The sequence below is a fragment of the Rothia sp. HMSC065G12 genome, assembly GCF_001811455.1.
In the GTDB taxonomy this organism is placed as follows: domain Bacteria; phylum Actinomycetota; class Actinomycetes; order Actinomycetales; family Micrococcaceae; genus Rothia; species Rothia dentocariosa.
In genome coordinates, this window is the sequence record NZ_KV804815.1 from 89,801 (window position 1) to 115,250 (window position 25,450).

The window sequence follows — 25,450 nt, forward strand, 5'->3', positions numbered from 1 at the left end:
CGTGATGAACCGAGTATCAGACTTTCAGATAGTCCGGTCGTGGGTAGTCTGGCTCCTCCCACACCTTATGCCAAGGTACAAAAAAGTCATCCTTATACAGGGAATGATAAAACCAACTAGGGTTTTGCAGCATCCAGTAATGATATTCCTCTGAATCGGGCTGCAGTCTGCTGCGCTTATCGCGTTCGAGCATACGCTGGCATTCGTCATATGCCGCATACATTTCGGTGTCAGAGACAAGAAGCTCGTAGCTTAGCGCCGTCACAAACCGTTTTTGGCTTGGGGAATCTGGTGTCATATCGGGGAAGTAGCCGTCGTATGTTTGCAGCATTTCCTCTCGCGTATGCCGTAATTGTTTTACCAGATTAACCAGGTACTCTAAAGAGCCCGATAGATCATCTTCATCCTCCAGAAGTATTTGGCAAGCATACTGATTCAGCATAGCCGCGCAGAGCTCATGTGCGTTCAGCGGCGCGTATTCTCCAGCAAGAAGGAGCTTTGTGTAACCGTATTCGCGTCGTATCTGCGTTATGCATAGGCGTTGAATAAAGCGCTCGCAGCGTGTATAAGATTCCTCTGAAAGTACCGGCTTCACCTCCGTAAGCAAATCTACGCAAAAGCTCGTTATGCGGTCTCGAAGCCCTTGACTTTGTGACAGATCAGCGGGTGCCTTGCCGGTTGTCGCTAGGAGTTCTTCGAGCTGTTCGGCACGGTGGCTAACAATTTGCCGATAAAAACGGTTGCGGCGTTCTTCGGCTCCGTGCTGCGCTGCTTCAAGAAGCTCAACGGCAGCCTGCGTTTCGGGGGCGGTACGGCAGTACTCCCTGTATGCGTCAAGGGCTTCTTGCAGCGCCGTCAATATAGTCCTAACGCCGCATATTGCATGCTGAATTTCGTGGTGCAGGTAAGTGCGTGCTGCATCCCCACGAATATGCGGATGTTCGGCGAGTTTATGCTGCGCTGCCTCTAGAACCTGTGTTGCGGCGGCAAGGACCGCACAAGCAATCTGTTGGGGAAAATCACTGTTCTTATGCTGCGATAGTGTGCTGGAAAGATGCTGTTCGGTTTCATTACGGATGCTGTAAAGTTCTTGTACCTTAGCTTCTTGCCCTTTAAAGATTTTTGCGGATATATTTCGCGGTTCTTTCCAATCTCCAAATATCAAACCTGTCTGACGTATAACACCCCGAGAGTATCCGAGAGCGTCGGTACTCGCCTGACGGAGTTTCTGCGGTTGAGAAGATTTAGCATCTAGCGCGTATTCATATCTGTTCAAGGCCGTGTAGGCTCGCAGAATGTCAACACGGACAGCTTCAGAGTAGGCATCGTCCAACGCGGGTTTTTTGAGGGTATCAGGGCGGATAGCGATATTGAGGTAAATACGATGCGCCCACCGTACGTATAGTTCATGCCGGTCGCGCAGTTGGCGAGGCGATAGAGCCCAGGTAATTTCGTCGAGTTTAAACGGGTTTTTGGGAGTCTCTGGAACCGGGGTAGGATTTCGGTTCCGGAACTTGTCTATGACCCATAGGATTGGCGTGAGGGGTATAGCTAGAAGGGCGCATACGATAAATCCAGCGAAAATGAGAACAGGAATTCCTAAAACGATAAAACATACGATGTACATGAATGCTATAGCTATCATTCTGCATATTTCTGCAATGCTCATATGTATTTCCTCTGGAACGTATTCAGTGATTTCGTGGTTGGGCTGTACACAAAATTTTGAAGTGATGGGAGTCACCCAGCAACTTCTATCTTAGGTGACTTGCCGGGCAGTCCAGCGCCCGTTAGCGTGAATTGAACGTGAATTTTGGGGGAATAAACTACTGTGTGCATATGAAGCGGGCTTTTTGGTTGGGAACGAGAGAGGTCTACTTTCTCAGCCAAAAGCCGCCTCTTGTGGTTCAGTTTTCAAAGGCGGGTAAAACGCGGAACATACAACAACTGAGCTACACCTGCCTACCTGACCCACAGAATTTACATAAACGAAACCTGAACATCGGGCGTTTGCGGGAAGAAACCGATAGTCTAGAAAGAGACATAAAACCGTGCCAGCGCACTCGCGTCTTGCGGCACCAACATATGCGTGAGCACGGCATCACTCACCGCCGAGTCAGCTACCGCCCGGAACACAGGGAGATATCTATGGACCGTCAACAGGAATTTGTACTGCGCACCATCGAAGAGCGCGACATCCGCTTTATTCGGCTGTGGTTTACCGACGTGGTGGGAACCCTCAAATCCGTGGCATTAGCCCCAGCTGAGGTTGAAAGCGCCTTCGAGGAAGGGCTCGGCTTTGACGGTTCCTCTATTGAGGGTCTTTCGCGCGTGTACGAATCCGATATGCTGCTTCAGCCCGATCCCTCTACATTCCAGATATTGCCTTGGCGCGGGATTGAAGACCATACCTCCCGCATGTTCTGCGATATTCTTACACCCGATGGTGAGGCGAGCGCATCCGACACGCGCGGCGTACTTAAGCGAACCCTCAACAAAGCTGCTGAAATGGGGTTCACTTGCTATACTTCGCCCGAAATTGAGTTTTATCTGCTCAAGTCTGCTCAGCTGGGTGATGACGGTTTTCCGGTACCGGTAGACTATGAATCCTATTTTGATCACACACCCGGCGGGATTGTACAGGATTTCCGTCGCAAGGCAGTGACCATGCTTGAAGAGGTTGGTATCTCGGTGGAGTTCAGCCACCATGAAACTGGTCCTGGGCAGAACGAGATCGACCTGCGCCATGCTGATGCTCTGCAGACCGCCGATAATGTGATGACGTTCCGTACCGTTATCAAAGAGGTGGCGTACACGCGGGATCTTTACGCAACGTTTATGCCTAAGCCTTTCACCAAATATGCCGGCAGCGGTATGCACACCCATTTCTCGCTTTTTGAGGGCGATACCAACGCGTTCTTTGAGGCCGGGGCTGAGTATCGTCTCTCAAAGACGGCACGGCACTTTATTGCCGGGGTGCTCAAGCATGCCCCGGAGTTTACCTCGGTCACCAATCAGTTCATCAATTCATATAAGCGGCTGTGGGGCGGCGGGGAAGCACCCAGCTACGTTTCATGGGGACACAATAACAGGTCGGCGCTGGTGCGTGTACCGCTCTATAAGCCAAATAAGATGCAGGCGGCGCGCATCGAATACCGCGGGCTTGATTCGGCCTCGAACCCCTATCTGGCATATGCGGTAATTCTCGCCGCAGGGCTCAAAGGTATTGAGCACGAGTATGAGCTCATGCCTGCCGTGACTGAAGACCTCGCCGCCATGACAACAGCAGAACGCCGCGCTATGGGTTACAACCCGCTGCCTGCTTCTCTGCGTGAGGCTATTAACCGCACTGAGGACTCCGAGTTTATGGCAGAGGCTCTGGGGGAGCAGGTTTTCGAACAATTCTTACGCAATAAGCGTGCCGACTGGGAACAATACCAGGCGCAGGTCACTCCGTACGAGCTCAAGCATAATCTGGGTATTCTCTAGCGGATAGGCGAGTTTCGGGAGGGGACCATGCCAGAGCAGCAACCTACTGAAGGCACAGCGGCGGTACCGGCGGATGCGGAACGTCAAGAACACGCACGCAGGCGCAAGCGCATGGTCGCCGCCGGGTTCTACGATGCCGCAAAGAGCGAGCGCTGGCTTGATTCCCCCGAACTCGCCCAGGTTAATACGGATGCTCTCTTCGCCGGGCTCCGCTGGGCACCCTCGCCGGATATCGCGTTACCTTCGCTGGTGAGGCTTATCGAAAAGCACCCCGCAACGGCGGAGCGCGCGAACCGCGGGGATGCCGAATTTAGCATGTTCCGGCTTTTGGGCTCTTCGCAGGCATTGGGCGATTTTCTGTACCGCAACCCGCATTTAATCGACCATGTTCTCGACAGCCACGGGCTAGACTCTGAACCCGAGCTCATCGCCACTCAAGAGCCTAGCACTATTCAGGCAGAGGACATCGAGCCGCAGATAGACCCGCACGATGTTGAAGAAACCCCGCATATTCGCGGGTACAGCGGCGCTGCCGGGGGTAAAAAGCTCGACGATATTGATGAGCCTACGGCCCCGCTGGCAACCGCATACCGCACGCATCTGTTGGAAGCGGTGGGTGCAAACCCCGACGATGAGCGGCCGCGCGCATCACGTGAGATGACGGGTAAAGACGGGTATACAGCGCTGCGCGTGGCGTACCGTGCCGCACTCACGAAAATTGCGCTTGTGGATGTGTGTTCGCCAGACCCTGTGGAACTTATGCCCACGGTTGGGCGGCATCTTGCCGATCTTGCCGCCGCCGCTCTGGAAGGGGCGCTTGCAATAGCCCGCACTGAGGTGGCAGAGGGTCTGGGTGGTGGACTGTGCTCGGCACCCGCGCGGGGCGCATCCGTAGATGCCCTGGATTTGGCGATTATCGGTATGGGCAAGTGCGGGGCACGCGAGCTGAACTATATTTCTGATGTAGACGTAGTGTATGTGATAGCACCCGTTCCCGCCAGCGAACTGCCCGAGGGAGTAGAACCCCTCACCGAGCAGGACTGCGCCCAGATCGGTACTGAGCTGGTGCATGCGCTAACGAAGGCAATCATGGCGCCCGCCGCTGAGCCTCCGCTGTGGGAGGTAGACGCGAACCTACGCCCCGAAGGCAAGGACGGTCCGCTGGTGCGCACCGTCGAATCCTATGTGCGGTACTACAAGCGTTGGGCTGAGAACTGGGAGTTTCAGGCGCTTTTGAAAGCCCGACCAATCGCTGGGTCTGCGCATTTGGGTGAAAAATATGCGCGCGCAATCGAGCCGTTCGTGTGGGAGTCAGCCGCTCGGGATTCCTTCGTGGAATCTGTGCAGGCTATGCGCGCCCGCGTGACCGATAATATTCCCGCCGCCCAGCTGGAACGTCAAATAAAGCTCGGCCCCGGCGGTCTGCGCGATGTCGAGTTCACGGTTCAGCTTTTGCAGCTGGTGCACGGGCGCACCGACCCCGCCGTGCGCACCAAATCTACTCTGGATTCGCTCGCTGCACTCACCCGTGCCAGTTACATTAGCCGTGCCGATACCGAAGCGTTCTCACGCGACTACAAGAAGCTGCGTCTGCTGGAGCACCGCATTCAGCTTATGCACCTGCGACGTACCCACCTGATGCCCGACCGCGCCGGGGAACAGCGCGCCCTTGCCCGCTCCCTGGTGCCCGCCGAACGTATGGGGACGCTCTCGGCCGAGCAGATGCTCAAAGCATGGCAGAAACTTAAACGCAATGTGCGTTCCCTGCATGAACGTATTTTCTTCCGTCCGCTGCTGGCCGCGGTTTCAACGTTGAGCCGCGACGAGGTAGCGCTTTCTGACCAGGCGGCACAGGACCGTCTGGCTGCGCTCGGCTACCGCGACCCGCGCGGAGCCATGCGGCATATCGAAGCGCTCACCAACGGAGTCAGCCGCCGCGCCGAGATTCAACGGCACCTGATGCCCGTGCTCTTGGGCTGGTTTGCTGAGGGGGTGGATGCAGACGCCGGGCTGCTGGGGTTCCGCCTGGTCTCAGAGTCTTTGGGTACCACGAGCTGGTACCTGCGTATGCTTCGCGATTCGCCCGCCGCGGCGGAGCGGCTGTGTCAGATACTCTCAAGCTCGCGGTATATTACCGACCTGCTGGAAGACGCGCCCACTTCCATCACCTGGCTTGATAAGGTTGCCGACCTGCAGCCGCTGAGTGCGGGCGCTCTCAAGGCTGAAATTACCTCGCTCCTGTCACGACATGAAGATTCTGCGGACGCTATGCGCGCGGTACGATACCTGCGCCGCCGCGAGATTCTGCGCATCGCCATGGGAGACGCCCTGAACCTGCTGAGCGTGCAGCAGGTGTGCACCGGGCTGGCGACCGTGGACGAGTGCACCATCGGTGCGGCGCTCGCCCTGGCGGAACGCGAAGAGATTAACGCAGGGGAGCGCAACGAGAAAACCGCGCCTCAGAAGAACGACGCACCGCAGCACGATTCTCAAGATGCGGCGGGGGAGAACCCCGAAGACGAGCAGCGGAACCCGCTACTAACCGAGATCACGGTGATTGCGATGGGGCGCCTGGGCGGTGCCGAGAACGGTTTCGGCTCCGATGCAGACGTAATGTTCGTGCACCATCCCGTGGAAAGTGCCGATGAGAAAGAAGCCCAAGCGCAGGCAAACCGCATTGTGAACCGGCTAATGCAGCTGATTAAACAGCCGGTGCGTCCTGCGATTCGTGCCGAACGCCCGCTTGAAGTAGACGCGGATTTACGCCCGGAAGGTAAGCAGGGGGCACTGGTACGCTCGCTGGATTCGTACCGCGCCTACTATGAGCGCTGGGCTGAGACCTGGGAGTTTCAGGCGCTCTTGCGGGCTCGCCCGATCGCCGGTTCTGAGGACTTAGGGCTTGCATTTGTTGAGCTGATTGACCCGTACCGGTATCCGCGTGAATTCACGGTTGAGCAGGCGCAGCAGGTGCGGCGCATGAAGGCGCGCGTGGAGCATGAGCGCATGCCGCATGGGGCGGATCGTACCAGGCAGTTGAAGTTGGGGCGTGGCGGCCTTTCGGATGTGGAGTGGTTGGTTCAGCTAATTCAGCTACAGCATGCTCATAAGGTTGAGGGGCTTCGCACGACTTCGACTCTGGAAGCATTGGATGCCGCCGTGCAGGCTAGTCTGGTGGCTGCCGAGGACGCCGAAGTTTTGCGGGATGCGTGGCTGTTGGCGACCAAGATTCGCGGCGGCAATGTGCTGCGCGGCGTGCGCCAATCCGATTTGCTGCCGACTCTGCGGGATGCTTTGGAGGCGGTTGCCCGCTGGAGCGGTTACACCCCAGGCAGCGCCCGCCAACTGGAAGAAGACTATTTACGAGTCACCCGAAATGCTAGGAAAGTTTATGAGAGGCTTTTCTTTGAGGGGTAATGTTAGGAAAAGATTGCTAGAATCCTTTAGAGGATAATCTTTGAAGAAAATTAAGTCTATAGTGAGGATAATACAGGATCATGCAAGAAAGTTTGAAAGTGAAAGACAAATCTGAAAGTCAGCAAAATCAGAAGTATAAAACATCTCCAATATTCAGAGGATTTTTATATAGTCTACTCACTATCTTGAAAGAAAATTGGCATATCATAGCAGCTGTGTCATTCTCATATATGGTATTCATATCTAGGAATATATATAGTGAATTATTTTCTGGAAACGTAGATGTTGCTATAGAATTTACTCAAGCTTATTACTTAAATAATCTTTATAGGGTAATTCTATATTTTTGTGTGTATGTTATATATTTTGCAGGAATGATTATTTCACTATCCTGCATAGTCTCCGATGAAGATATTAAAATAAAATATATTTTGGATCGAGCTAGGGTGCAAAAGTGGCCTTCTTGGAGGATATGTTTTCTAAAGTCTTTCTATGGGAGCTTATATTTCATGATAGTTGTATATATAGTTTTATATTTGACCAAGATGTTTACTTTTAAAACGTTCTTAAAGGAGGTTTTGTTTTATGTAATTGTGTTTATGGTTTCAATAGTTGCAATGTTGTTTTTAAATCTTTTAAATGCTTATTCCATGAAGAAAACCCATGAGATTCTATCATTTATAAGTAGAAAAAGTAAACTTTATAGAATTGCTATTTTATTAACTTCTAGGAAATTTATTGTTTCCTTTTGTGTATTCTTAATTCTTGCTATTATTACCTTTATACCTTCTTGCTCGGTTGTATCCTATGGGTATATTGATGTGGCATATCGTAAAGGATATATTTCATGTATATCCAGTGAAGATGGAAGTTTCTCAAAGAATGGTATACCTGTATCATATGATTCCCGTGGTGTTAATGTATTCACTGGAGAGTATTATCTTGATGAGTCTTTGGAATATTTTAATGGTGAAAATGTAGAGAAAGGATATAGATGGAGAAATATACATAGAGAATATTTGCAATTTGAGAAAGGTTATAAAGTTACCTCTGGTGCTTGCAATTCTGGTTCTGGCACGTCTTCTGCGCCTCCCCCGCAGGGACAACAAATTCCGTAGTAAACAGATCGTTAGATATTCAATCTTTAAGAACTATTTTTACCCTAATAGCGAGAATCGCCCTATGAAAACTTTTCCTATAGCGATTCTGCCGAGCAGTTTATCTAAGTTCTCGACTACATCGAAACGTATTGTGAAGAACCCGTGATTACCCGTGCTGGGCATGAGTCCATTGTGGTTTTACCTCTTTCTGAATACGAATCACTCTGAGAAGCTATGTACCTCATGAGTTCTCCGGTAAACGCTCGTCGCATCATAGATTCTACAGCCCGGCTTGAGCAGCATATTCGCAAAACAAGAGCGGTTTCTTTATCCGAGAGCAGCTAAATGCTCTCGGATAAAGAAACCGCCCCCCGAACTGGGTGACGATCCTATACATATGTGCATACGTACCTGTAGAACGTTACACCTGTTGACCGCTTAGATTCTGGCCGATGGGGTTTTCTGTAAGATACTGCGGAGCGGCTGCCAATGAGGCTTCCTGTATCAAAACTTGTTGATCCTCGGGGCTCGTTGGGGAAGGCCAGCGACCATTAATCTGACGAAATACCAGCGCACACATAACCCGTTCACCTCGCAGATACCGGGACGTAAATGCAATCTTGCGCTTATCTGCTGTCTTGAGAACTAGCCATCCACCGGGATGCCCCGAGCTATACGCATACGAATCAATCTCGTGAAAGGGGATACGGGTAACTTTGCCGTACCATGTGCACTGCTCTATGTAATCTACGCCGGTTTCAACATACTGACGTTGACCCATGAGAATTGCCCAGGTGCCAAACACTAAGCAGATTCCAATAACCCCAAACGCCATATATGGAGGCATCGGATTACTGCCCGAGATCAAAGCTGGGGTGATGAGGGTAAAGAGCACTCCCACAGCAACAAGGAAGTAACCACAAAATCTGTACCAACCGGGCAGCTTTGCCCTGATCGTCCCATCGGGTTGAGGCTTTACCTGTGCGGCATGTTTTCTATAGAAGTAGCCGCTAACCGTACCGATACACACCAGAAGAATCGCAGTAATAATAAAAGTCATATATCCATAATACGTGTTCAAAAACTGAGGAAGAGGAGTCCAGATACTTGCGGACCGACCTTAGAGCAAGGTTTTCTTGCCCACCTCCGAGCCTCTTGATGTTGTAGGCACTAATCCGTCACCTCCGCAAACCCCGAGCTCTCGGAGTCTTCGTAAGGTACTGCTGAGCGGCTCTCAGGGATGATTCCTCTCCCAAGACTCGTTGTTCCTCCTGGTTGTATGGGGAGGGCCAGCGGCCATTAATCTGGCGAAACGCCAACGCAGCAATCACCCGTTCACCCCGTAGAAAACGAGAGTTAAACGCTATCCTGCGTCTATCCGCCGTCTTAAGAACCAGCCAACCGCCAAGGCCCGCTGGACTATACGAGTACGAGTCAATCTCATGGAAGGGAATTCGGGTCACTTTGCCGTACCAAGCGCGGCGTTCGATATAGTCCACGCCGGTTTCAATGTATTGGCGCTGACCCATAAGAATCGTCACGATACCAAGACCGAAGGTCATAGCAGGAAAGCCAATCGCCATGTTTAGGGGCATAGGATTGCTGCCTGAACTTAAAATAAGTGAAGCAAAGGCTAAGAAGACTCCTGCTGCAATGAGAAAATAACCAAACGCGATGTACCAGCCGGGCAGCTTCGCTCGGACGGTTCCATCAGGCTGAGGTTTTATCCGCGCGGCATGTTGTCTATAAAAATAGCTGCTTCCCGCACTAATACCTATCAGAAGAACCAACGTAGCGATAAAACTCATACCATCATCATACGTGTTCAAAACTTTCGGACTGGCGCAGAAATAACTGGAGAAACCGGTCTAAATGTATGGTAACCGAGCTTTATTGCTTTCCTGTCAAGCCTTCTGTACATTATACTGTACAGAGAAAGAAGGTGTTTATGAAAACCATGTCTTACACCGAGTCTCGGGCTCGGTATGCTGAAGTACTTGACCACGTTGAAGACCACCGCGAAGAGGTTGTTATTACTCGATCGGGGCACGAGCCGGCAGTTATCCTCTCCTTGTCTGAATATGAATCTCTTCAAGAGACTGCCTACCTTATGCGTTCCCCGGCTAATGCACGTCGTCTTATGGAATCTATCTCTCGTCTTGAAGCTGGTCTTGGGTCTGAACATCAGCTGGTTGAGGAATAGTTGTGAGAATCATTTTTGACGATTCAGCATGGAGCGACTATCTCTGGTGGCAGGTGCAAGATCGGAAGGTTCTCAAACGCATTAATCTACTGATCAAAGATGTTGAGCGAAATGGTAATGAAGGTATAGGGAAGCCTGAAGCTCTCAGACATCAATTTTCAGGCTGGTGGTCACGCAGAATTACTGATGAACACCGTCTCGTATACAAGCTTACTGACGATTCTATTGTCATAGCTTCATGCCGATATCACTATGGCGCGTAGAAGGGTTGGGTGTTGCCACAAGATTCAGAATCTTGTGGCAACACCCAACCCTTCGAGGAACGAAAACCTACCTCTTCACTTGCTCCAGCGCCTCACGCTGAGCCTTGGCGATGCGCTTCTCAGAGACCGTGTACGCCGTGCCGAGTTCCTGGGCGAAGAAGCTCACACGCAGCTCCTCAAGCATCCAGTTCACGCGAGCGAGCGCATCGGGAATAAGAGTCCCCTCAGGCAGCGACTTGACGGCGGAATCGTAGGAGTCCTCCAAATCCTGCACCGTGAGCATGAGCTGATTATCTCGGTTCAGGTTCGGTCCTAGCTTCGTCAAGCGTATCTGCGCTGCCTTCAGATAGCGCGGCAGGTGAACCAACTGATCGTACCCGGTATTTGCCACGAATCCGGGGTACACCAGGTTATCGAGCTGCCCCTTCACATCTGAGACGGCGTGCATGGTGCTCAGCGAGGTTGCCTTCTTAATGGCTTTGCGCAGCGCCGCCGCCTCTGAGAGGATTTCGGCAACCAGCTTGGTGACATCAAAGACGGTATCGATCAGCTCGGCGCGCACATGCTCGAACAGCTCGCGGTATTCGGCGCGCGTGAACACGGGCGTATGAGGCACCAGCTTGTCGAGTGCGGCAACTGTGCAGTCCCGAATCAGCTCGTCAATCGAACCGTGCGGGTTCTGTGTGAACACAATCTTCTCTTTATTTGACAGGTGGTCGCTCACGTACCGCTCAGGTGAGGGCACCTGCAGCTGCAGAAGACGAATAATACCGCGCCGCTGCGAATGCACCTGCTCGGCCTCGGTGGGGAAAATACGGATGCCCACGCTCGTTTTTTCGTCCACCAGCGCCGGGTATCCACTGACCGCCTGGGTCGCAATAATGCGCTGTACCTTGCGCGGAATCTCCTCGCCGGGAAAGTCAGTCAAGCCCGTGGTCTCACGGATAGAATCTTGAGAATCTGCACCCTGAGCGGCGGTTTTTCCGGGTTTTGCGCCCGATCCTGCGCTGTTTTCCTTTACGCCCTGCTGCGCCGAACCGGTTCGCGATGAGGCCCCCTGCGCGGAGTTCCCGCCCGCGAGCGCCGCCATCTTCGCCACCGTATCCTCCGAAGCGCCCAGCGAATCTGCCAGGGCTGAGCGAACCTGCGCGTGGAGTTTTTGCTGCAGCTCACGGATATCTTTGCTTTCGCCCAGAATCTTATTGCGGGCATCGCGCACCTGGAACGTGAACTTCAGATGATCCGGCACGGAGTCCCAGTCGAAGGCATCCGGCTCAACCACCACGCCGCGCAGACGGCGCAGCACCAGCGCGAACGAGGGCAAAAGCTCGTCAGTCGCGGGGGAGTAGTCCGCCTCCAGAGACTCCAACGCCATGCGTGCAACATCCGGGGTGGGCACAAAATTACGGCGAATCGCCTTCGGAAGCGACTTAATGAGCGCCGTTAAAAGTTCGTGGCGCATTCCCGGAATCTGCCAGCGGAACGGCTCGGGGGTCAGCTGGTTCAAGAACAGAATCGGTACCTGAACCGCCACGCCGTCGCGTTTCGCCGCATCCGTGCGGGCACCGCCCAACCCTGCCCCCGGGGCGTATTCGTACCGCAAATCCAGGGTGAGTTCGCCGCCGTCGGTACGCTGCACCCACTGGCGCGGGAACTGCGAGTCGTCATAATCAGCAGCGTCCTCATTAATAAGGTTTTCCGGGTTGAAATCGAGCAGGTTATCGTTCTCTAAACGCGCGTGCTTCCACCATTTATCGAAGGACCGAACGTCCGTTACATGCTCGGGGATGCGCGCATTATAGAACTCGAAAAGCACGGCGTCATCCACTCGCAGATCGCGGCGGCGCAGGCGGGCCTCAAGCTCCTCAACCTCAGCCAAGGCACGCAGGTTGCGCTTGTAGAACTTGTGCTGGGTGCGCCAGTCGCCCTCCACCAGGGCGGAACGAATAAAAATCTCACGTGCAGCGGCGGCATCTACCCGGGAATACTGCACTGGACGGTCGGCATAAATCGTCAGTCCGTACAGTGTGCCCTTCGTATACGCCACGGCAGCACCTCGGCTTGCCGACCAGTGCGGCTCGGAATACTGCTTTTTCAGCAGGTGCCCGCCCACTTCTTCAACCCACTGTGGCTCAATCGCGGCGTTTGTGCGCGCCCACAGCCGGGAAGTCTCCACAAGCTCGGCAGAAAGCACCCAGTCAGGGTTCTGCTTGAAAAGCCCTGAACCTGGGAAGATAGCGAATTTTGTGCCGCGCGCCCCCAGATATTCGCGCGGGCCACGCGGGGCTTTGCCGTAGGTTTTCTCACGCTCCTCTTTAGCGCCCACATGCGAGAGCAGGCCCGAAAGCAGGCTCTTATGAATCTCAACCTCACGCCCCGACGCGTCAATATCGCGCCCGTTCGACACGCGGATATTCGCGGTGCGCCCCATCTCGCGCAGCTGGGCGAAAAGATCCTGCCACTCACGAATACGCAGAAAGTTAATAAACTCGCGGTGGCACATCTTTCGCAGCTGTGAAGAGGAAAGCTCAGCCTGGCGCTCATTAACGTACTGCCACAGCAGCAGGAACGACGAAAAATCAGATTTATCGTCCGTGAAACGGGCATGCATCTCATCGGCGGTGCCACGCACCTCAGCCGGGCGTTCACGCGGATCCTGAATCGTCAAAGCAGCGGCAAGAACCATCATCTCTTTAGCACAGTCACGGCGCGAACCCTCAATAATCATGCGCGCCAAGCGCGGATCGACCGGGAACGCACTCATTGCACGCCCCGTAGCGGTCAGCGTCGAGGTAGTACGATGATGCTTCCCCCTTTTATCCGTGCGCGCCGGTTTTTCAGAAAGCGCCCCAAGCTCACGCAGTAGATTCACGCCGTCATTAATCGCGCGTGATGCGGGCGGCTGCACAAACGGGAAACGCGCAATATCGCCGGGCTCACGCACCACGCCGATCGCAATCATCTGCAAAATAACGGCTGCCAGGTTTGTGCGCAGAATCTCCGGGTCGGTAAATTCGCTGCGCGAAGCGAAATCGTCCTCAGAATACAGCCGAATCGCAATACCATCGCTCACACGACCGCACCGACCCGAACGCTGGTTCGCGCTCGCCTGAGAAATCCGCTCGATCGGAAGACGCTGCACCTTCGTGCGTGCCGAATACCGCGAAATGCGGGCGGTACCGGTATCGATCACATACTTGATACCCGGCACCGTCAGCGAAGTTTCCGCAACGTTCGTCGCCAGCACGATGCGCGGCCGACTCCCCGGTGTAAACACACGGTGCTGCTCCGCGAGAGACAGACGCGCATACAGCGGCAGAACCTCATAGTTCATACGTGGGGACTTGGCAACCAAAGACTCCAAAGCATCGTGAGCATCACGAATTTCGCGTTCGCCCGAGAAGAAAATCAGGATATCGCCGGGCGCCTCCTTCGACAACTCCTCAACGGCGGCCAGGATCCCATCGGTTGGGTCACGGTCTTCGTCGCCTTCATCTTCATCAGCGTAGCCGTCCCCATCAAGCGGGCGGTAGCGAATCTCCACCGGGTAGGTGCGCCCCGAAACCTCAATAATCGGGGGAGCATCATCGGGAAGAATCTGCTCGGCAAGCTCACGTTCCTCATCGCTGAGAGAATCGTCTACCACACCCTTACCTGGCACGAAACTCGGTGCGAAATGCCTCGCGAATCGTTCAGGATCAATGGTTGCGGAGGTAATAATGACCTTCAAATCGGGGCGCTTCGGCAGAATCCGCTTCAGATACCCCAGAATAAAATCAATATTTAGGCTGCGCTCATGTGCCTCGTCAATAATGAGCGTGGAATACTTGCGCAGCAGCTTATCGTGCTGAATTTCGGCGAGCAGAATACCGTCCGTCATGAGTTTGATAGCGCTGTTCTCGCCCACCTCAGAGGTGAAACGCACCTGGTAACCCACGGTCTCACCAATTTTCTGCCCCAGTTCTTCGGCGATGCGCTCCGCCACCGAACGCGCGGCAAGGCGGCGCGGCTGGGTGTGCCCAATCATACCTTTCTCGGCAAGACCGAGTTCCAAGCACATCTTGGGCAACTGCGTGGTCTTACCCGAGCCGGTCTCGCCAGCAACAATGATGACCTGGTGATCACGAATAGCCGTCTTAATGTCTTCGCGGCGCTCGCTGACGGGCAGTTCTTCGGGATAGGTAATCTCAGCGGGAATCAGCGGGTTGTAGGGACGCTGTTCGGGCCGGTCCCGGTGGTTCTTGCGGTGCGCGCGTTTTTGCGGGTTTTTGGAGCGTGAAGCGTTATTTTTACGCGAGGGATTCTTGTGGGCATTACGCCGTTTCGAGCTTGGCTCTGCTGTGGAATCATCGCCGGGTTTCTCATCGGATGTTTGGGATGTGCGCGCGGGCTTTTGAGGTGCGCGCATCGGCGCCGCATGAATGGCAGCCACCATGCTCGCCATACTGGGCGCGGTTCGAGTGGTCTTAGGAGTATCTGTGTGTTCGGTGGGTTTCTGCTCAGACATATCGTTACTAGTTTACTCTTCTGTATTTGGTACCCAAGAAAGCCGTATTTTCGGCGAAGTCTTGTGTAATCTTGGAGCAGATACTAATAACCTCAAACACAGAGGCGGATCATGAAAATAAAACTGCGGGCTTGGCGGGAAGATGATGCCGCAAGACTCTATGACATATACCGTGCAACGCCCGATCTTGTACATCAGATGCCAGCTCTCAACAGTGTAGAAGATGCGCGAACTCTTATCTGCGAAGAGCTTCTTCCATCTTCTGGACACATCCCATGGTGTTTGGAAGTTGATAACCAAGCTGCCGGGTGCGTAGGTTTCAGATGTATGGGGCGCCAGCCCTCTGGAACCTGGGATAGAGCTTGGGTTTACTACTGGATCTCGGCAGAAACCCGAGGGCTCGGTATAACAAGTAGATGCGTGCGTGCGGCGTGCGACTGGGCACAGAATATAGACGCGTCGAATGATAGCGCTGTATCACCTGGAAAACCCGCAGAACAAGCCAAGATCAGCTACGATTTCTCAGCTCTTACATCCGCAAGGTCCCCACGTGTTCGCCGTTTAGAGCTTGGGTACCGCACCAATAACCCTGCATCAGCGGCAGTGGCACGCCATACAGGGTTCGTGGTTGAGGGCGTAGAACGTGAAAAGTTCTGCTACAACGGCGTGCTCTATGATGCCGCCATAGCCGCGCGCCTTCACAGAGACGTGGACCATATGCTGGCAGCCACCTCATCGTCTGGAGTGTCGGCAGCGCAGCCCTATAAAGATTCAGGTTCTTCTTCCAGAGAACACATAGAATCCTAAGGAACAAGCACCACTTTGCCGCGCACATGCCGGGAGCCCACAAGCTCATGAGCTTTCGCTGCCTGCTCTAGCGGGAAAGTCTGATCCACGTGAATTTTCACGATCCCCAGCGACATGAGTCGAGCAATCTCACCCAGCTGATAACGGTCGGGATGCACCGTCAGCCACTCTGCCGTAAACCCGCGCTCGCGTGCAGTCTCTAAAGGATCGGGGCTTGTGAGGGTCACGATTCGACCGCCCGGAACCAGTACATCCAAAGAATCTACGAAGGTTTGTGCACCCGTAGAATTCAGTACCACATCAAGGGTAGGACCTAGAACCTGCCGGAAATCTTGGGTTGTGTAGTCGATAAATTCTGCGCCCAAAGACTGTATAAACTCACGGTTTTTCTCAGAAGCCGTAGCGTAAACTGTAGCGCCAGCGTCGAGGGCAAGCTGAATCGCGAGATGACCAACACCGCCTGCGCCCGCATGGATCAGCACGCGCTCCCCGGAAGAAAGTTTCGCAACCTCAAAAAGTGCCTGGTATGCCGTCAATGCTGCCAGGGGAGCGGCACCCAGCTGCTCATCGGGAATATCTGCAGGGGCGTGCACAAGCTGATGGGCAGGAGCCAAAACGTATTCGGCATATGTCTTACCCGGATGCGGAAACTGCACCAGCCCGAAAACCTTCTCGCCTGGCTGGAATCCCGTGTAATCGCCCGCCGTTTCACAAACCAAACCGGCAACATCCCATCCTAAAACGGCGGGTTCTTGGTCAAGATTAATCAATGATGCCGCAGGGCCCAATCCCTTGCGCGTTGTAAGGTCTATAGGATTAACACCAGCGGCGGTAACTTTGAGAAGAACATGCCCGCGAAGGGGCAAAGGCATAGGAGTCTCTGTAAAATGCAGATTCTCGGGCTCACCCCATACGGTGAGCTGTACCTGGTGCATGGTCATGATGAGCCCCTTCTGCCGTGACGATAACGATTGGAAACATTCTCTCAAGCGCAGGTCACGGGGCAAAATAGCACGTCATAAAAGGCAACTCTCACACATGCCGTTTTCGTGGCGAGTATGTGCATATCTAGCTAAATTGAAGCCCTATCAGTTCCTGTAGTAGAGAGCTATCAGCACCGCGAGGGCTTATTGTCTAACTATAGAAACCCGGGAACCCTAGTATTACGCAATCTTCTGAATGAACGTTTCAATCTTTCCCGATAGTCGGTAAAGCATCTGGAGGTTAATAAGAACCACAGCGCTCAAGACCACGGTCAAAATAATTAATTTGAGGTAATCGATATGCTGGGTAGCAAAGATAGCGTATAAGGTAATAGCGTTAAGCGGCATCGTAAATACTGCGGTCCTGCTGCCCGGTGCCCATCCCGGAAAGATAAATGCCTCACGGATATGAAGGATAAGATGCAGGATATAAGCGATAAAGATAGCTGTGACGGTCTCAATGGAATCAAATATGACCCCGCTAAAAAGGATCAGACAAGCAACAATAAATTCTTCACCTATCATGGCAGCAATAGCTGCGGTTGAGGGGTAATGGTCTTGCCCCGCTATAAAGATTTCGTCGTGGTACCGGTTATCGCTGGAGTACTTCTCGATGTAGCGGCGCACCAAGATGATCTCCTCGAATTCGTGCACCATGAAGAGAGCGATCGTAATAAATGCAAAAGTGCCTATAGACATCCTAGCCTCCCAGGTTCCTGCATAGTTTCGTTTCTCCACGTCATTTCATGGTACGGCTCAGCGGGCTAATTGTCAGTGGTTCAATAAAAATGGCCTGCCCCATCAAGAACGAGGGGTAAGCCAATAAAAAGTGCCATTACATTAAAGGGTGAGGGAGAATGGTTCGAGTATGCGAGAACAGAGGAGCCGACCGAAAGCACGCAACGCTACCTTCGACTTTTGGGCGTATATAAAGCCTACCCGCTGAAGCAGATAGGCCCGTAAAAAGTGCCCTTGAAAGGATTCGAACCTTCGACTTCTTGCTCCGGAGGCAAGCGCTCTATCCACTGAGCTACAAGGGCTGACATATGAAATTTTGGCGACCGCTTTGGTGCCTCGACCGAAAACTAGGCGTTTCAGCCGCATACGGCGCACAAGCGAACCTCTATATCCTATCAGATGTTGCTAGAATATGTAGCTATGACTCCCGAAGAATTATCAGCAGCAATTGCTCAAGAACTCGATAAAACTATCGCATCCGGTCAGCTTACCCTCGCAGATAACGCAGAGCTTCCCCTCGCGCGCGTGGAACGCCCGAAATCTCGCGAACACGGTGACTGGGCGACTAATATTGCGCTGCAGCTCGCCAAGAAAGTTGGCAAGAACCCGCGCGAAGTAGCAGCCGTTCTTGCCGATAAAATTGCCTCAATTCCGGGAGTTTCAACGGTAGATATTGCCGGTCCAGGCTTCCTCAATATAACCCTGGATGCGGCTGCGGCAGGCACCCTCGCCGCCACCATCGTCGAAGCCGGAAAAACATACGGAACCAGCGATAAATTCGCGGGAAAAACCATTAACCTTGAATTCGTCTCGGCTAACCCCACCGGCCCCATCCACTTGGGTGGAACCCGCTGGGCGGCCGTAGGTGATGCGCTCGCCAATATCCTCGAAGCCGAGGGCGCAAATGTGGTGCGCGAATACTACTTCAACGATCACGGCACTCAAATTGATCGGTTCGTAAACTCGCTTCTTGCTGCAGCCAAAGGAGAGCCTACCCCTGAAGACGGCTATGCGGGCGCCTATATTACCGATATCAAAGATCAGATTCTCGCCCAACGCCCAGACGCGCTCGACGCCGAAAACCCCGCAGAAGTTTTCCGTGAAATCGGAACCGAGCTTATGTTCGCACAGATTAAAGAGTCTCTGCACCGTTTCGGTACCGACTTTGATGTCTTCTTCCACGAAAACTCGGTATTTGAATCTGGCGAGGCCGACCGCATCATTGAGCAGATGAAACAGGATGGTCAGCTTTTTGAATCCGAGGGTGCGTGGTGGATGCGCACCACCGACTACGGCGATGATAAAGACCGGGTGGTCATTAAATCGGATGGTAATCACGCCTATGTTGCTGGAGATATTGCGTATTTCCGCAATAAAATGACTCGTCCTGAGAACCCTGCGGACATAGCCATCTATATGCTTGGCGCAGACCATAGCGGCTACGTGGGACGGCTCAAGGCTATCGCTCAAATCTTGGGGTACCGGACCGAGCAGATTGAGGTCATGATTGGGCAGCTGGTGAACCTTGTCAAGGACGGCAAACACGTGCGTATGTCGAAGCGCGCCGGTAATGTCGTCACCCTTGAAGACCTTGTAGAGGCTGTGGGTGTGGATGCGGCACGTTACGAACTGATCCGCTACTCGGTAGACAGCACAATTGATATCGATCTTGATCTGCTGGTGCAGAAGAGCAGCGATAACCCTGTCTATTATGTGCAGTATGCGCATGCCCGCACTGCGGCTGTAGAACGTAATGCCATTGATGCTGGCCTGCATCTTGCCGATGGTGTGGACACAGGGCTTCTGAATACGCCCGCAGATACTGAGCTTCTTGCAGTGCTGGGGCAATACCCGGCAACCGTGCGTACCGCAGCGGAATTCTACGAACCGCACCGCGTGAGCCGTTATCTGGAAAACCTTGCGGCGGCCTACCACAGCTGGTACGGCCTCTCGCGCGTGGCTCCGAAGGGCGATGAGCCAGTGACTGATCTGCACCGTACCCGTTTGCTTCTCAACAATGCAACACGTCAGGTACTCGCCAACGGATTGGGTCTGCTGGGGGTCACCGCCCCCGAGCGTATGTAACGCCGAACCGACCGGAAGCCGCGTACCCCGTTAAGATGATGACGGGGTACGCGGCTTTTATTTATTGGTTTATCCGCTATCTGAACACCGCCCATGAGCAGCATCGTGACGGCGAGGCGTTCCGATATAGTGGTGATGGGATCACGAATCTGTGACCGTGACACAAGACCCGAGGACTTCTGCATGAGCGACGCACAATCCCTGTACGCCCCCGAATGGCTTACCTGCCCCGAACATCCGGCCGAGCTGAACCGTACCATCTGGACGGACTCATTTCAGCGTAATCATGGGGGAGAGCTAACCATCGACGGCATTGCAGCGAGTGAGCTTGTCAAAAAGTTTGATACTCCGCAGTACGTATTTTCGGAAGATACATTCCGAGCTAGGGCACGCGGGTACCGCCAGGCATTCGAGGATGCTTTCGCCCGGTATGGCGCGCAGGTGAGCGTCTACTATGCGGGAAAGTCATTCTTGTGCACGTCCGTGGCGCGGTGGGCGCATGAAGAAGGCTTGTGTCTTGATACGGCGTCGGGAGGGGAACTGGCGATTGCCCTGCGGGCTCAGGTTCCCGGGCAAAATATTGCGCTGCACGGTAATAACAAGTCGCGCGGCGAGATTGCGCGCGCCATCAAACACGGGGTAGGGCGTGTGGTGGCAGATTCCGTTGACGAGCTTAAACTCATCGCGGATGTGCATGCCGAGCTGAACACAGAACGCGCCGCAGCGGGGCAGGAGCCGTATCCGGCGGTACCCGTGCTCATTCGGATTACGCCCGGGGTACATGCCTCCACCCACGAATCTATTGCTACGGCGCATGAAGATCAAAAATTTGGGATGTCGCTTCAGCCTGGAACCGCGCGTCTTGCCGGGTTAGATGCCGATGAACTTGAGTATTGGACGAGTACCGAGAATGAATCCTACGCGATGCTTGCCGCCGGTATTCTCACCGCTACGGATTCCCTGGAATTCCGGGGGATTCACTGCCATATAGGTTCGCAGATTTTTGAGGCTCAGGGTTTCGAGCAAGCGGCAGATACTGCCCTCACCTTTATGCATGCCGTGAACCAGAAATACGGTATCAGTCTGCCTGAGCTTGACCTGGGCGGCGGCTACGGTATCGGTTATACCGAGGCCGATACCCCGCGCAGTATTGAGCAGATTACTGTCTCTATTGCGGATGCAGTCGCGTCAACCTGCGAGCGTCTTGGCCTGGCGATTCCGCATATGTCTTTTGAGCCTGGCCGCTCGATTTCAGGCCCCTCAGGGGTGACGCTCTACACTGTCGGCACCATTAAAAACGTGAGTATTGAGGATGAGCACGGTCAGATTCGAGTGCGCCGGTATGTCTCGGTGGACGGGGGTATGAGCGATAACGCGCGCCCGGTGCTCTACGACGCCGACTACACGGTTACCCTGGCAAACCGCGCCCCGGCGGGGGATCAGGTGCTTTCTCGTGTGGTGGGTAAACACTGCGAATCGGGTGATATTGTGGTGCGGTATTGCTATCTTCCTGATGACCTGCGTGCGGAGGATATTCTCGCGGTGCCAGCTACCGGTGCGTACTGTTATGTGCTGGGGTCGAATTATAACTATCTGAGCCGTCCGCCGGTTATTGCTACGTCGGCGGGGGAGGCAGCGCATCCTATTATTCGTCGACAAAGCGAAGATGAGATGTTTGCTCTAGACACGGGTTTCTAGTACGGGCACTGAATCTTTTCCGCATGATGACACCGCATGGCGCATGTTTGGGTAAGAAGCTGCACGTAATATAACGACACCCCCCCGTAAATGGCGGTAATGTTGGCGTCTTGACCGCGTCCAGGCGCCGCTCTCTTGATACAGTTGATGATGACGTCGCCCGTTCGTACAGGCGCGTTCACCACTCGGTCAAAATGTAGGAGATAACGTGACTGACACTATTAAGGTTGCTCTGCTCGGCGCTGGGAACGTTGGTTCTCAGGTAGCGCGTATTTTTAGTGAGGATAGCGCGGTTCTCAAAGAACGTATAGGGGCACCTGTTGAGCTGATCGGTATAGCCGTGCGTGATACTGCGGCTAAACGCCACTGGGATGCCGACCCAGGGCTGTATACCACCGACGCAGACGCCCTGATTGACGCTGCCGACGTGGTGATCGAGCTGACCGGCGGTATTGAACCTGCACGAACCCGCATTCTGCGCGCCCTAGAGGCCGGTAAATCGGTGGTTTCAGGGAATAAAGCGCTCCTGGCAAAGCACGGTGTTGAGCTTCAGGCTGCTGCCGATAAGTCCGGTGCACAGCTTTCCTATGAGGCGGCGGTCGCCGGTGCAATTCCGATTTTGCGCCCCCTGCGCGATTCTTTGGCAGGCGATACCGTCACACGTGTGCTGGGCATTATGAACGGCACCACCAACTACATTCTGGATCAGATGGATACCACCGGTGCAACTTTTGCCGATGCACTCAAAGACGCCCAGGAACTCGGCTATGCCGAAGCAGACCCCACCGCTGACGTTGAAGGTCATGATGCCGCATCAAAGGCTGCTATTGTAGCCTCATTGGCGTTCCACTCTGATTTCACCATTGATGACGTTCACATAGAGGGTATTACCGCCGTAAGCGCCGATGACGTTGCCGCCGCAGATGCCGACGGCTACGTGATTAAACTCCTGGCCATTTGTGAGCGAGATGGTGACGGAGTCAATATCCGTGTGGCTCCTACGCTTATTCCGCGGCAGCATCCACTGGCAGGTGTTCATGGCGCATTTAATGCCGTGTTTGTACAGGCGCAGAACGCAGGCGAGCTGATGTTCTACGGTCCCGGTGCCGGTGGGGCACCGACCGCTTCTGCCGTTCTGGGTGATTTTGTGTCGTTGGCGCGCCGTCTGGTATTGGGTGGTCCGGGTGTGCCCGAGTCCTCTTACGCGCAGCTGCCTGCTACCGGATTGGGCGACATTATCTCCCGCTATTCGGTAGGCATGCTGGTTGATGACAAATTGGGCGTGCTCGCAAACATTGCCCGTATTTTCGCCGAACACGGTATTTCGGTGGATTCTTTGCGTCAATCTACTCCGCGGGATGGCGCCGCACAGATTCGCCTGGTGACGCACTCTGCCAAAGACTCTGACCTGCGCCGCGCGATCGCGGTGATCGACGGTTTAGATACTGTGCGCGAGATTATTTCCGTGATTCGCGTCGAGTCCGGTAAATAGATCAGGAAGACTAGAATTTCAGCGCGGAAATTCTCAAGTCCGCGCGAGTAAAACCATCAGCAGAAAGTAGGAGAATCCCATGGCACATGTGTGGCAGGGCGTCATTAACGAATACCGCGACCGTCTTCCGTTCGGGGACGAGGTAAAACCGGTAACTCTAGGCGAAGGCGGAACACCGCTGATTCACGCACCGGCGCTGTCAGCGCAGACTGGCAATACGGTATACCTCAAATTCGAGGGGATGAACCCCACCGGATCTTTCAAAGACCGCGGCATGACGAGCGCTATTACCGCCGCTAAACGCGAAGGTGCGAAGGCTGTTGTGTGCGCTTCGACCGGTAATACTTCAGCGTCGGCAGCGGCATATGCGCTTCAAGCGGGGATGCGCTGCGCGGTACTCGTGCCGGACGGCAAGATTTCGATGGGTAAACTCTCGCAGGCCATCGCCCACGGTGCCGATATTATTCAGATTGACGGAAACTTCGATAACTGCCTCGAAATTGCCCGTAAACTCAGCGAGAATTACCCAGTATTCTTGGTGAACTCGGTGAACCCCTACCGCATTGAGGGGCAGAAGACCGGTTCTTTTGAGGTCGTCGACACCCTGGGAGACGCCCCCGATTACCACTTGCTCCCGGTAGGTAACGCGGGTAATATCACCGCTTATTGGAAGGGATACAAGGAGTATTCCGAGCCTTATACGAACCGTGACGGCAAGGTTCTAGAGCCGGTCGCCACCAAGCGACCCATCATGTGGGGTTTCCAAGCAGCTGGCGCGGCTCCGATTGTTGCAGGGCACCCGATTGACACTCCCGAAACGATTGCGACCGCAATTCGCATCGGCAACCCTGCCTCGTGGGAGAAAGCTGAGGCGGCACGTGACGAATCCGGCGGCGTGATTGAAGCTGTCACCGATGAGGAGATTCTTGAGGCGCACCGCTGGCTCTCTTCCCGCGAGGGCGTTTTCGTTGAGCCCGCTTCAGCCGCTGGTGTTGCGGGTCTGCTCAAGAAACATCGCGCGGGTGAGGCTCCTGAAGGCAAGACCATTGTCATTACGGTGACAGGTCATGGTTTGAAGGATCCGCAGTGGGCGCTGGAACCGGTCAACGGTGCGAAGGTTGAACCGACTAAGGCAGCCTTCGATGTTGTGGCTGTGGCAGATATTCTTGACCTGAACTAACCACCCTATAGCCTGTTAACCGATAGGTCGATACGCCCTTGTCCGAGAAAATTTTCTTGGGCAAGGGCGTCTTATTCTGTCCGTAACCCGCTCAATGCTAGGATAAATTCTCGTAAAGTAAGTGACATTAGTGTTGTTCCACCGCTTGAACAGCACGGTATGCGCTCCTAACATCCACATGCACCCGAGGTTTCCATGTCGAATTCCGATACCCCTATCACATGCGCAGATATTCCTGTCGGTAAAACCGTCACCGTCAAGGTTCCGGCATCAAGTGCTAACCTCGGGCCCGGCTACGATACCTTAGGGGTGGCTTTAGGGTTTTATGATGAACTTAGGGTTGAGCGTATTTCTGAAGGTTTAGAATTTGAGCTTTCCGGCGAGGGCAGTGAGGCCGTACCGCGCGATGAAACCCATCTAGTGATTCAGGCGATGCATGCCGCCTTCGAGAGGGTCGGGCTTCATGAGTTCCCCGCCCTCAGGCTGACGGCGCACAACCGTATTCCGCATTCACGTGGCATGGGCTCATCTGCCTCCGCTATTGTTGCGGGCGTTGCGGCGGCTTCCGGGTTGCTTCCCGAGCACGCTCAATTGAGTCGTGACCAGATTCTTCAAGTAGCTTCAGACCTTGAAGGGCACCCCGATAATGTGGCGCCTTCGGTGTATGGTTCGCTGTCAATATCCTGGGGCGAACTGGGGGACTGGCGTTCGTTGGTCGTACCGGTTCATTCTGCCGTTGTACCTATCGTAGCGGTGCCCGATTATGAAGTTTCTACAAAACTTGCGCGTTCGCTGATTCCCGCCGAGATTCCGCATGAGCAGGCTGCGGCAAACTCAGGTCGTGCTGCTTTATTGATTCAAGCCCTTTCGCAGGCACCGGAGTATCTTATGGATGCGACCGTGGACTATCTGCATCAGGGCTACCGTATTCCTGCGATGCGACCGAGTGCGGCGCTGGTCGCCTATCTGCGTGATCGGCAGCTTCCCGCCGTAATTTCGGGGGCCGGACCTACCGTATTAACCTTCTCCCGTAGCTGTGAAGAAGTCGCTGCAGCACAGCGAGCGATCGCTGAGTTTGAGGCTACTCATGAGGGGAGCGAATATGAGGGGCGTCGCCTGTCATGGCGCGTCATGCCCCTTGAAATCGATGCAGAAGGTGTTATAGTTACACAGTAAGGTGTTTTTCACCTGACATGGTTTATCGTGTTTGTTTTATCTCCCGGTCGCACGAAGAACCGCCACAACCGGGAATGGAAAGTATTTTCTTTGAACCACGTCTTTTTGTGTGTTCGCGTATGCTTCTTCTTCCGTGGGGAGCTCGCGAGGAAATATTTTTCTGTGGTTATGTATTTTTTTGCCTCACTTCACAAGGACTTTGCCGTTTCTTGACCTCACGTAACGACGGTTCGAAAGTGAGTGCCTCGGATATATATGAGGCAATACAGCGTAGCGCGATACCGCACAGTATGCGGTATGTAGTTTCTACACTGT

General features: G+C 53.9%; 17 protein-coding genes and 1 tRNA gene. 11 read left to right on the forward strand and 7 right to left on the reverse strand.

All coding sequences use genetic code 11. The features are described 5' to 3' along the window. Positions 1–16 precede the first annotated feature (16 nt). Positions 17–1,669 carry a hypothetical protein gene (locus HMPREF2804_RS05685; RefSeq protein WP_070627678.1) on the reverse strand — a complete coding sequence of 551 codons (1,653 nt, stop codon included), beginning with the start codon at positions 1,667–1,669 and terminating at the stop codon, positions 17–19. Between the two features lie 479 nt (positions 1,670–2,148). Between HMPREF2804_RS05685 and HMPREF2804_RS05690 the strand changes: the two genes are divergently transcribed. From HMPREF2804_RS05690 to HMPREF2804_RS05700, 3 genes are all read left to right on the forward strand, one after another. After that, on the forward strand, positions 2,149–3,489 hold the full coding sequence (locus HMPREF2804_RS05690; RefSeq protein WP_004004410.1) for a glutamine synthetase family protein: 1,341 nt from the start codon (positions 2,149–2,151) through the stop codon (positions 3,487–3,489). Positions 3,490–3,516: 27 nt separating this feature from the next. Beyond that, a complete protein-coding gene (locus HMPREF2804_RS05695) occupies positions 3,517–6,903 on the forward strand; it encodes a bifunctional [glutamine synthetase] adenylyltransferase/[glutamine synthetase]-adenylyl-L-tyrosine phosphorylase (RefSeq protein ID WP_070627679.1) in 3,387 nt (1,128 codons plus the stop codon). A gap of 80 nt (positions 6,904–6,983) precedes the next feature. Next, positions 6,984–8,021, forward strand: coding sequence for a hypothetical protein (locus HMPREF2804_RS05700; RefSeq protein ID WP_070627683.1), 1,038 nt, complete (start codon positions 6,984–6,986; stop codon positions 8,019–8,021). 403 nt (positions 8,022–8,424) lie between these two features. Here HMPREF2804_RS05700 and HMPREF2804_RS05705 read toward each other — a convergent pair whose 3' ends face one another. Together HMPREF2804_RS05705 and HMPREF2804_RS05710 are read right to left on the reverse strand one after the other, a co-directional pair. Next, complete coding sequence (locus tag HMPREF2804_RS05705; protein ID WP_070627685.1) at positions 8,425–9,063, reverse strand: hypothetical protein; 639 nt, start codon at positions 9,061–9,063, stop codon at positions 8,425–8,427. A gap of 118 nt (positions 9,064–9,181) precedes the next feature. After that, positions 9,182–9,598 (reverse strand): hypothetical protein, encoded by a 417-nt coding sequence (locus HMPREF2804_RS05710; RefSeq protein WP_246824175.1) that lies wholly within the window; start codon positions 9,596–9,598, stop codon positions 9,182–9,184. A gap of 353 nt (positions 9,599–9,951) precedes the next feature. Between HMPREF2804_RS05710 and HMPREF2804_RS05715 the strand changes: the two genes are divergently transcribed. Together HMPREF2804_RS05715 and HMPREF2804_RS05720 are read left to right on the forward strand one after the other, a co-directional pair. Further along, positions 9,952–10,206: a type II toxin-antitoxin system Phd/YefM family antitoxin gene (locus tag HMPREF2804_RS05715; protein WP_070627690.1), complete on the forward strand. Its 255-nt coding sequence runs from the start codon at positions 9,952–9,954 to the stop codon at positions 10,204–10,206. A 2-nt stretch (positions 10,207–10,208) separates the two neighbouring features. Continuing rightward, positions 10,209–10,469, forward strand: coding sequence for a Txe/YoeB family addiction module toxin (locus HMPREF2804_RS05720; protein ID WP_013398864.1), 261 nt, complete (start codon positions 10,209–10,211; stop codon positions 10,467–10,469). A 67-nt stretch (positions 10,470–10,536) separates the two neighbouring features. On the opposite strand, the gene hrpA is transcribed toward HMPREF2804_RS05720, so the two are convergent. After that, complete coding sequence (gene hrpA / locus HMPREF2804_RS05725; protein WP_070627692.1) at positions 10,537–14,976, reverse strand: ATP-dependent RNA helicase HrpA; 4,440 nt, start codon at positions 14,974–14,976, stop codon at positions 10,537–10,539. A gap of 111 nt (positions 14,977–15,087) precedes the next feature. Between hrpA and HMPREF2804_RS05730 the strand changes: the two genes are divergently transcribed. Then, positions 15,088–15,783, forward strand: coding sequence for a GNAT family N-acetyltransferase (locus HMPREF2804_RS05730; protein WP_070627695.1), 696 nt, complete (start codon positions 15,088–15,090; stop codon positions 15,781–15,783). On the opposite strand, the gene HMPREF2804_RS05735 is transcribed toward HMPREF2804_RS05730, so the two are convergent. The 3 genes from HMPREF2804_RS05735 to HMPREF2804_RS05745 all read right to left on the reverse strand — a co-directional run bounded on the left by HMPREF2804_RS05735 (position 15,780) and on the right by HMPREF2804_RS05745 (position 17,806). Further along, on the reverse strand, positions 15,780–16,724 hold the full coding sequence (locus HMPREF2804_RS05735; protein WP_210399313.1) for an NADP-dependent oxidoreductase: 945 nt from the start codon (positions 16,722–16,724) through the stop codon (positions 15,780–15,782). The genes HMPREF2804_RS05730 and HMPREF2804_RS05735 overlap by 4 nt on opposite strands. 222 nt (positions 16,725–16,946) lie before the next feature. Further along, entirely contained in the window at positions 16,947–17,465 is a 519-nt protein-coding gene (locus HMPREF2804_RS05740) for an HXXEE domain-containing protein (protein WP_070449519.1), read from the reverse strand. Between the two features lie 268 nt (positions 17,466–17,733). Beyond that, a tRNA-Arg gene (locus tag HMPREF2804_RS05745) sits at positions 17,734–17,806 on the reverse strand. Between the two features lie 118 nt (positions 17,807–17,924). Here HMPREF2804_RS05745 and argS point away from each other — a divergent pair. The 5 genes from argS (at position 17,925) to thrB (ending at position 25,135) form a co-directional block, all read left to right on the forward strand. Continuing rightward, complete coding sequence (argS, locus tag HMPREF2804_RS05750; protein ID WP_210399314.1) at positions 17,925–19,589, forward strand: arginine--tRNA ligase; 1,665 nt, start codon at positions 17,925–17,927, stop codon at positions 19,587–19,589. Positions 19,590–19,772: 183 nt separating this feature from the next. Next, complete coding sequence (locus HMPREF2804_RS05755) at positions 19,773–21,287, forward strand: diaminopimelate decarboxylase family protein (RefSeq protein ID WP_070627699.1); 1,515 nt, start codon at positions 19,773–19,775, stop codon at positions 21,285–21,287. Positions 21,288–21,495: 208 nt separating this feature from the next. Beyond that, positions 21,496–22,779, forward strand: a complete 1,284-nt coding sequence (locus HMPREF2804_RS05760; RefSeq protein ID WP_070449523.1) for a homoserine dehydrogenase — start codon at positions 21,496–21,498, stop codon at positions 22,777–22,779. 79 nt (positions 22,780–22,858) lie between these two features. Beyond that, positions 22,859–23,959, forward strand: a complete 1,101-nt coding sequence (thrC, locus tag HMPREF2804_RS05765; protein ID WP_013398873.1) for a threonine synthase — start codon at positions 22,859–22,861, stop codon at positions 23,957–23,959. Positions 23,960–24,154: 195 nt separating this feature from the next. After that, positions 24,155–25,135 carry a homoserine kinase gene (gene thrB, locus HMPREF2804_RS05770; protein WP_070449525.1) on the forward strand — a complete coding sequence of 327 codons (981 nt, stop codon included), beginning with the start codon at positions 24,155–24,157 and terminating at the stop codon, positions 25,133–25,135. Positions 25,136–25,450 lie beyond the last annotated feature (315 nt).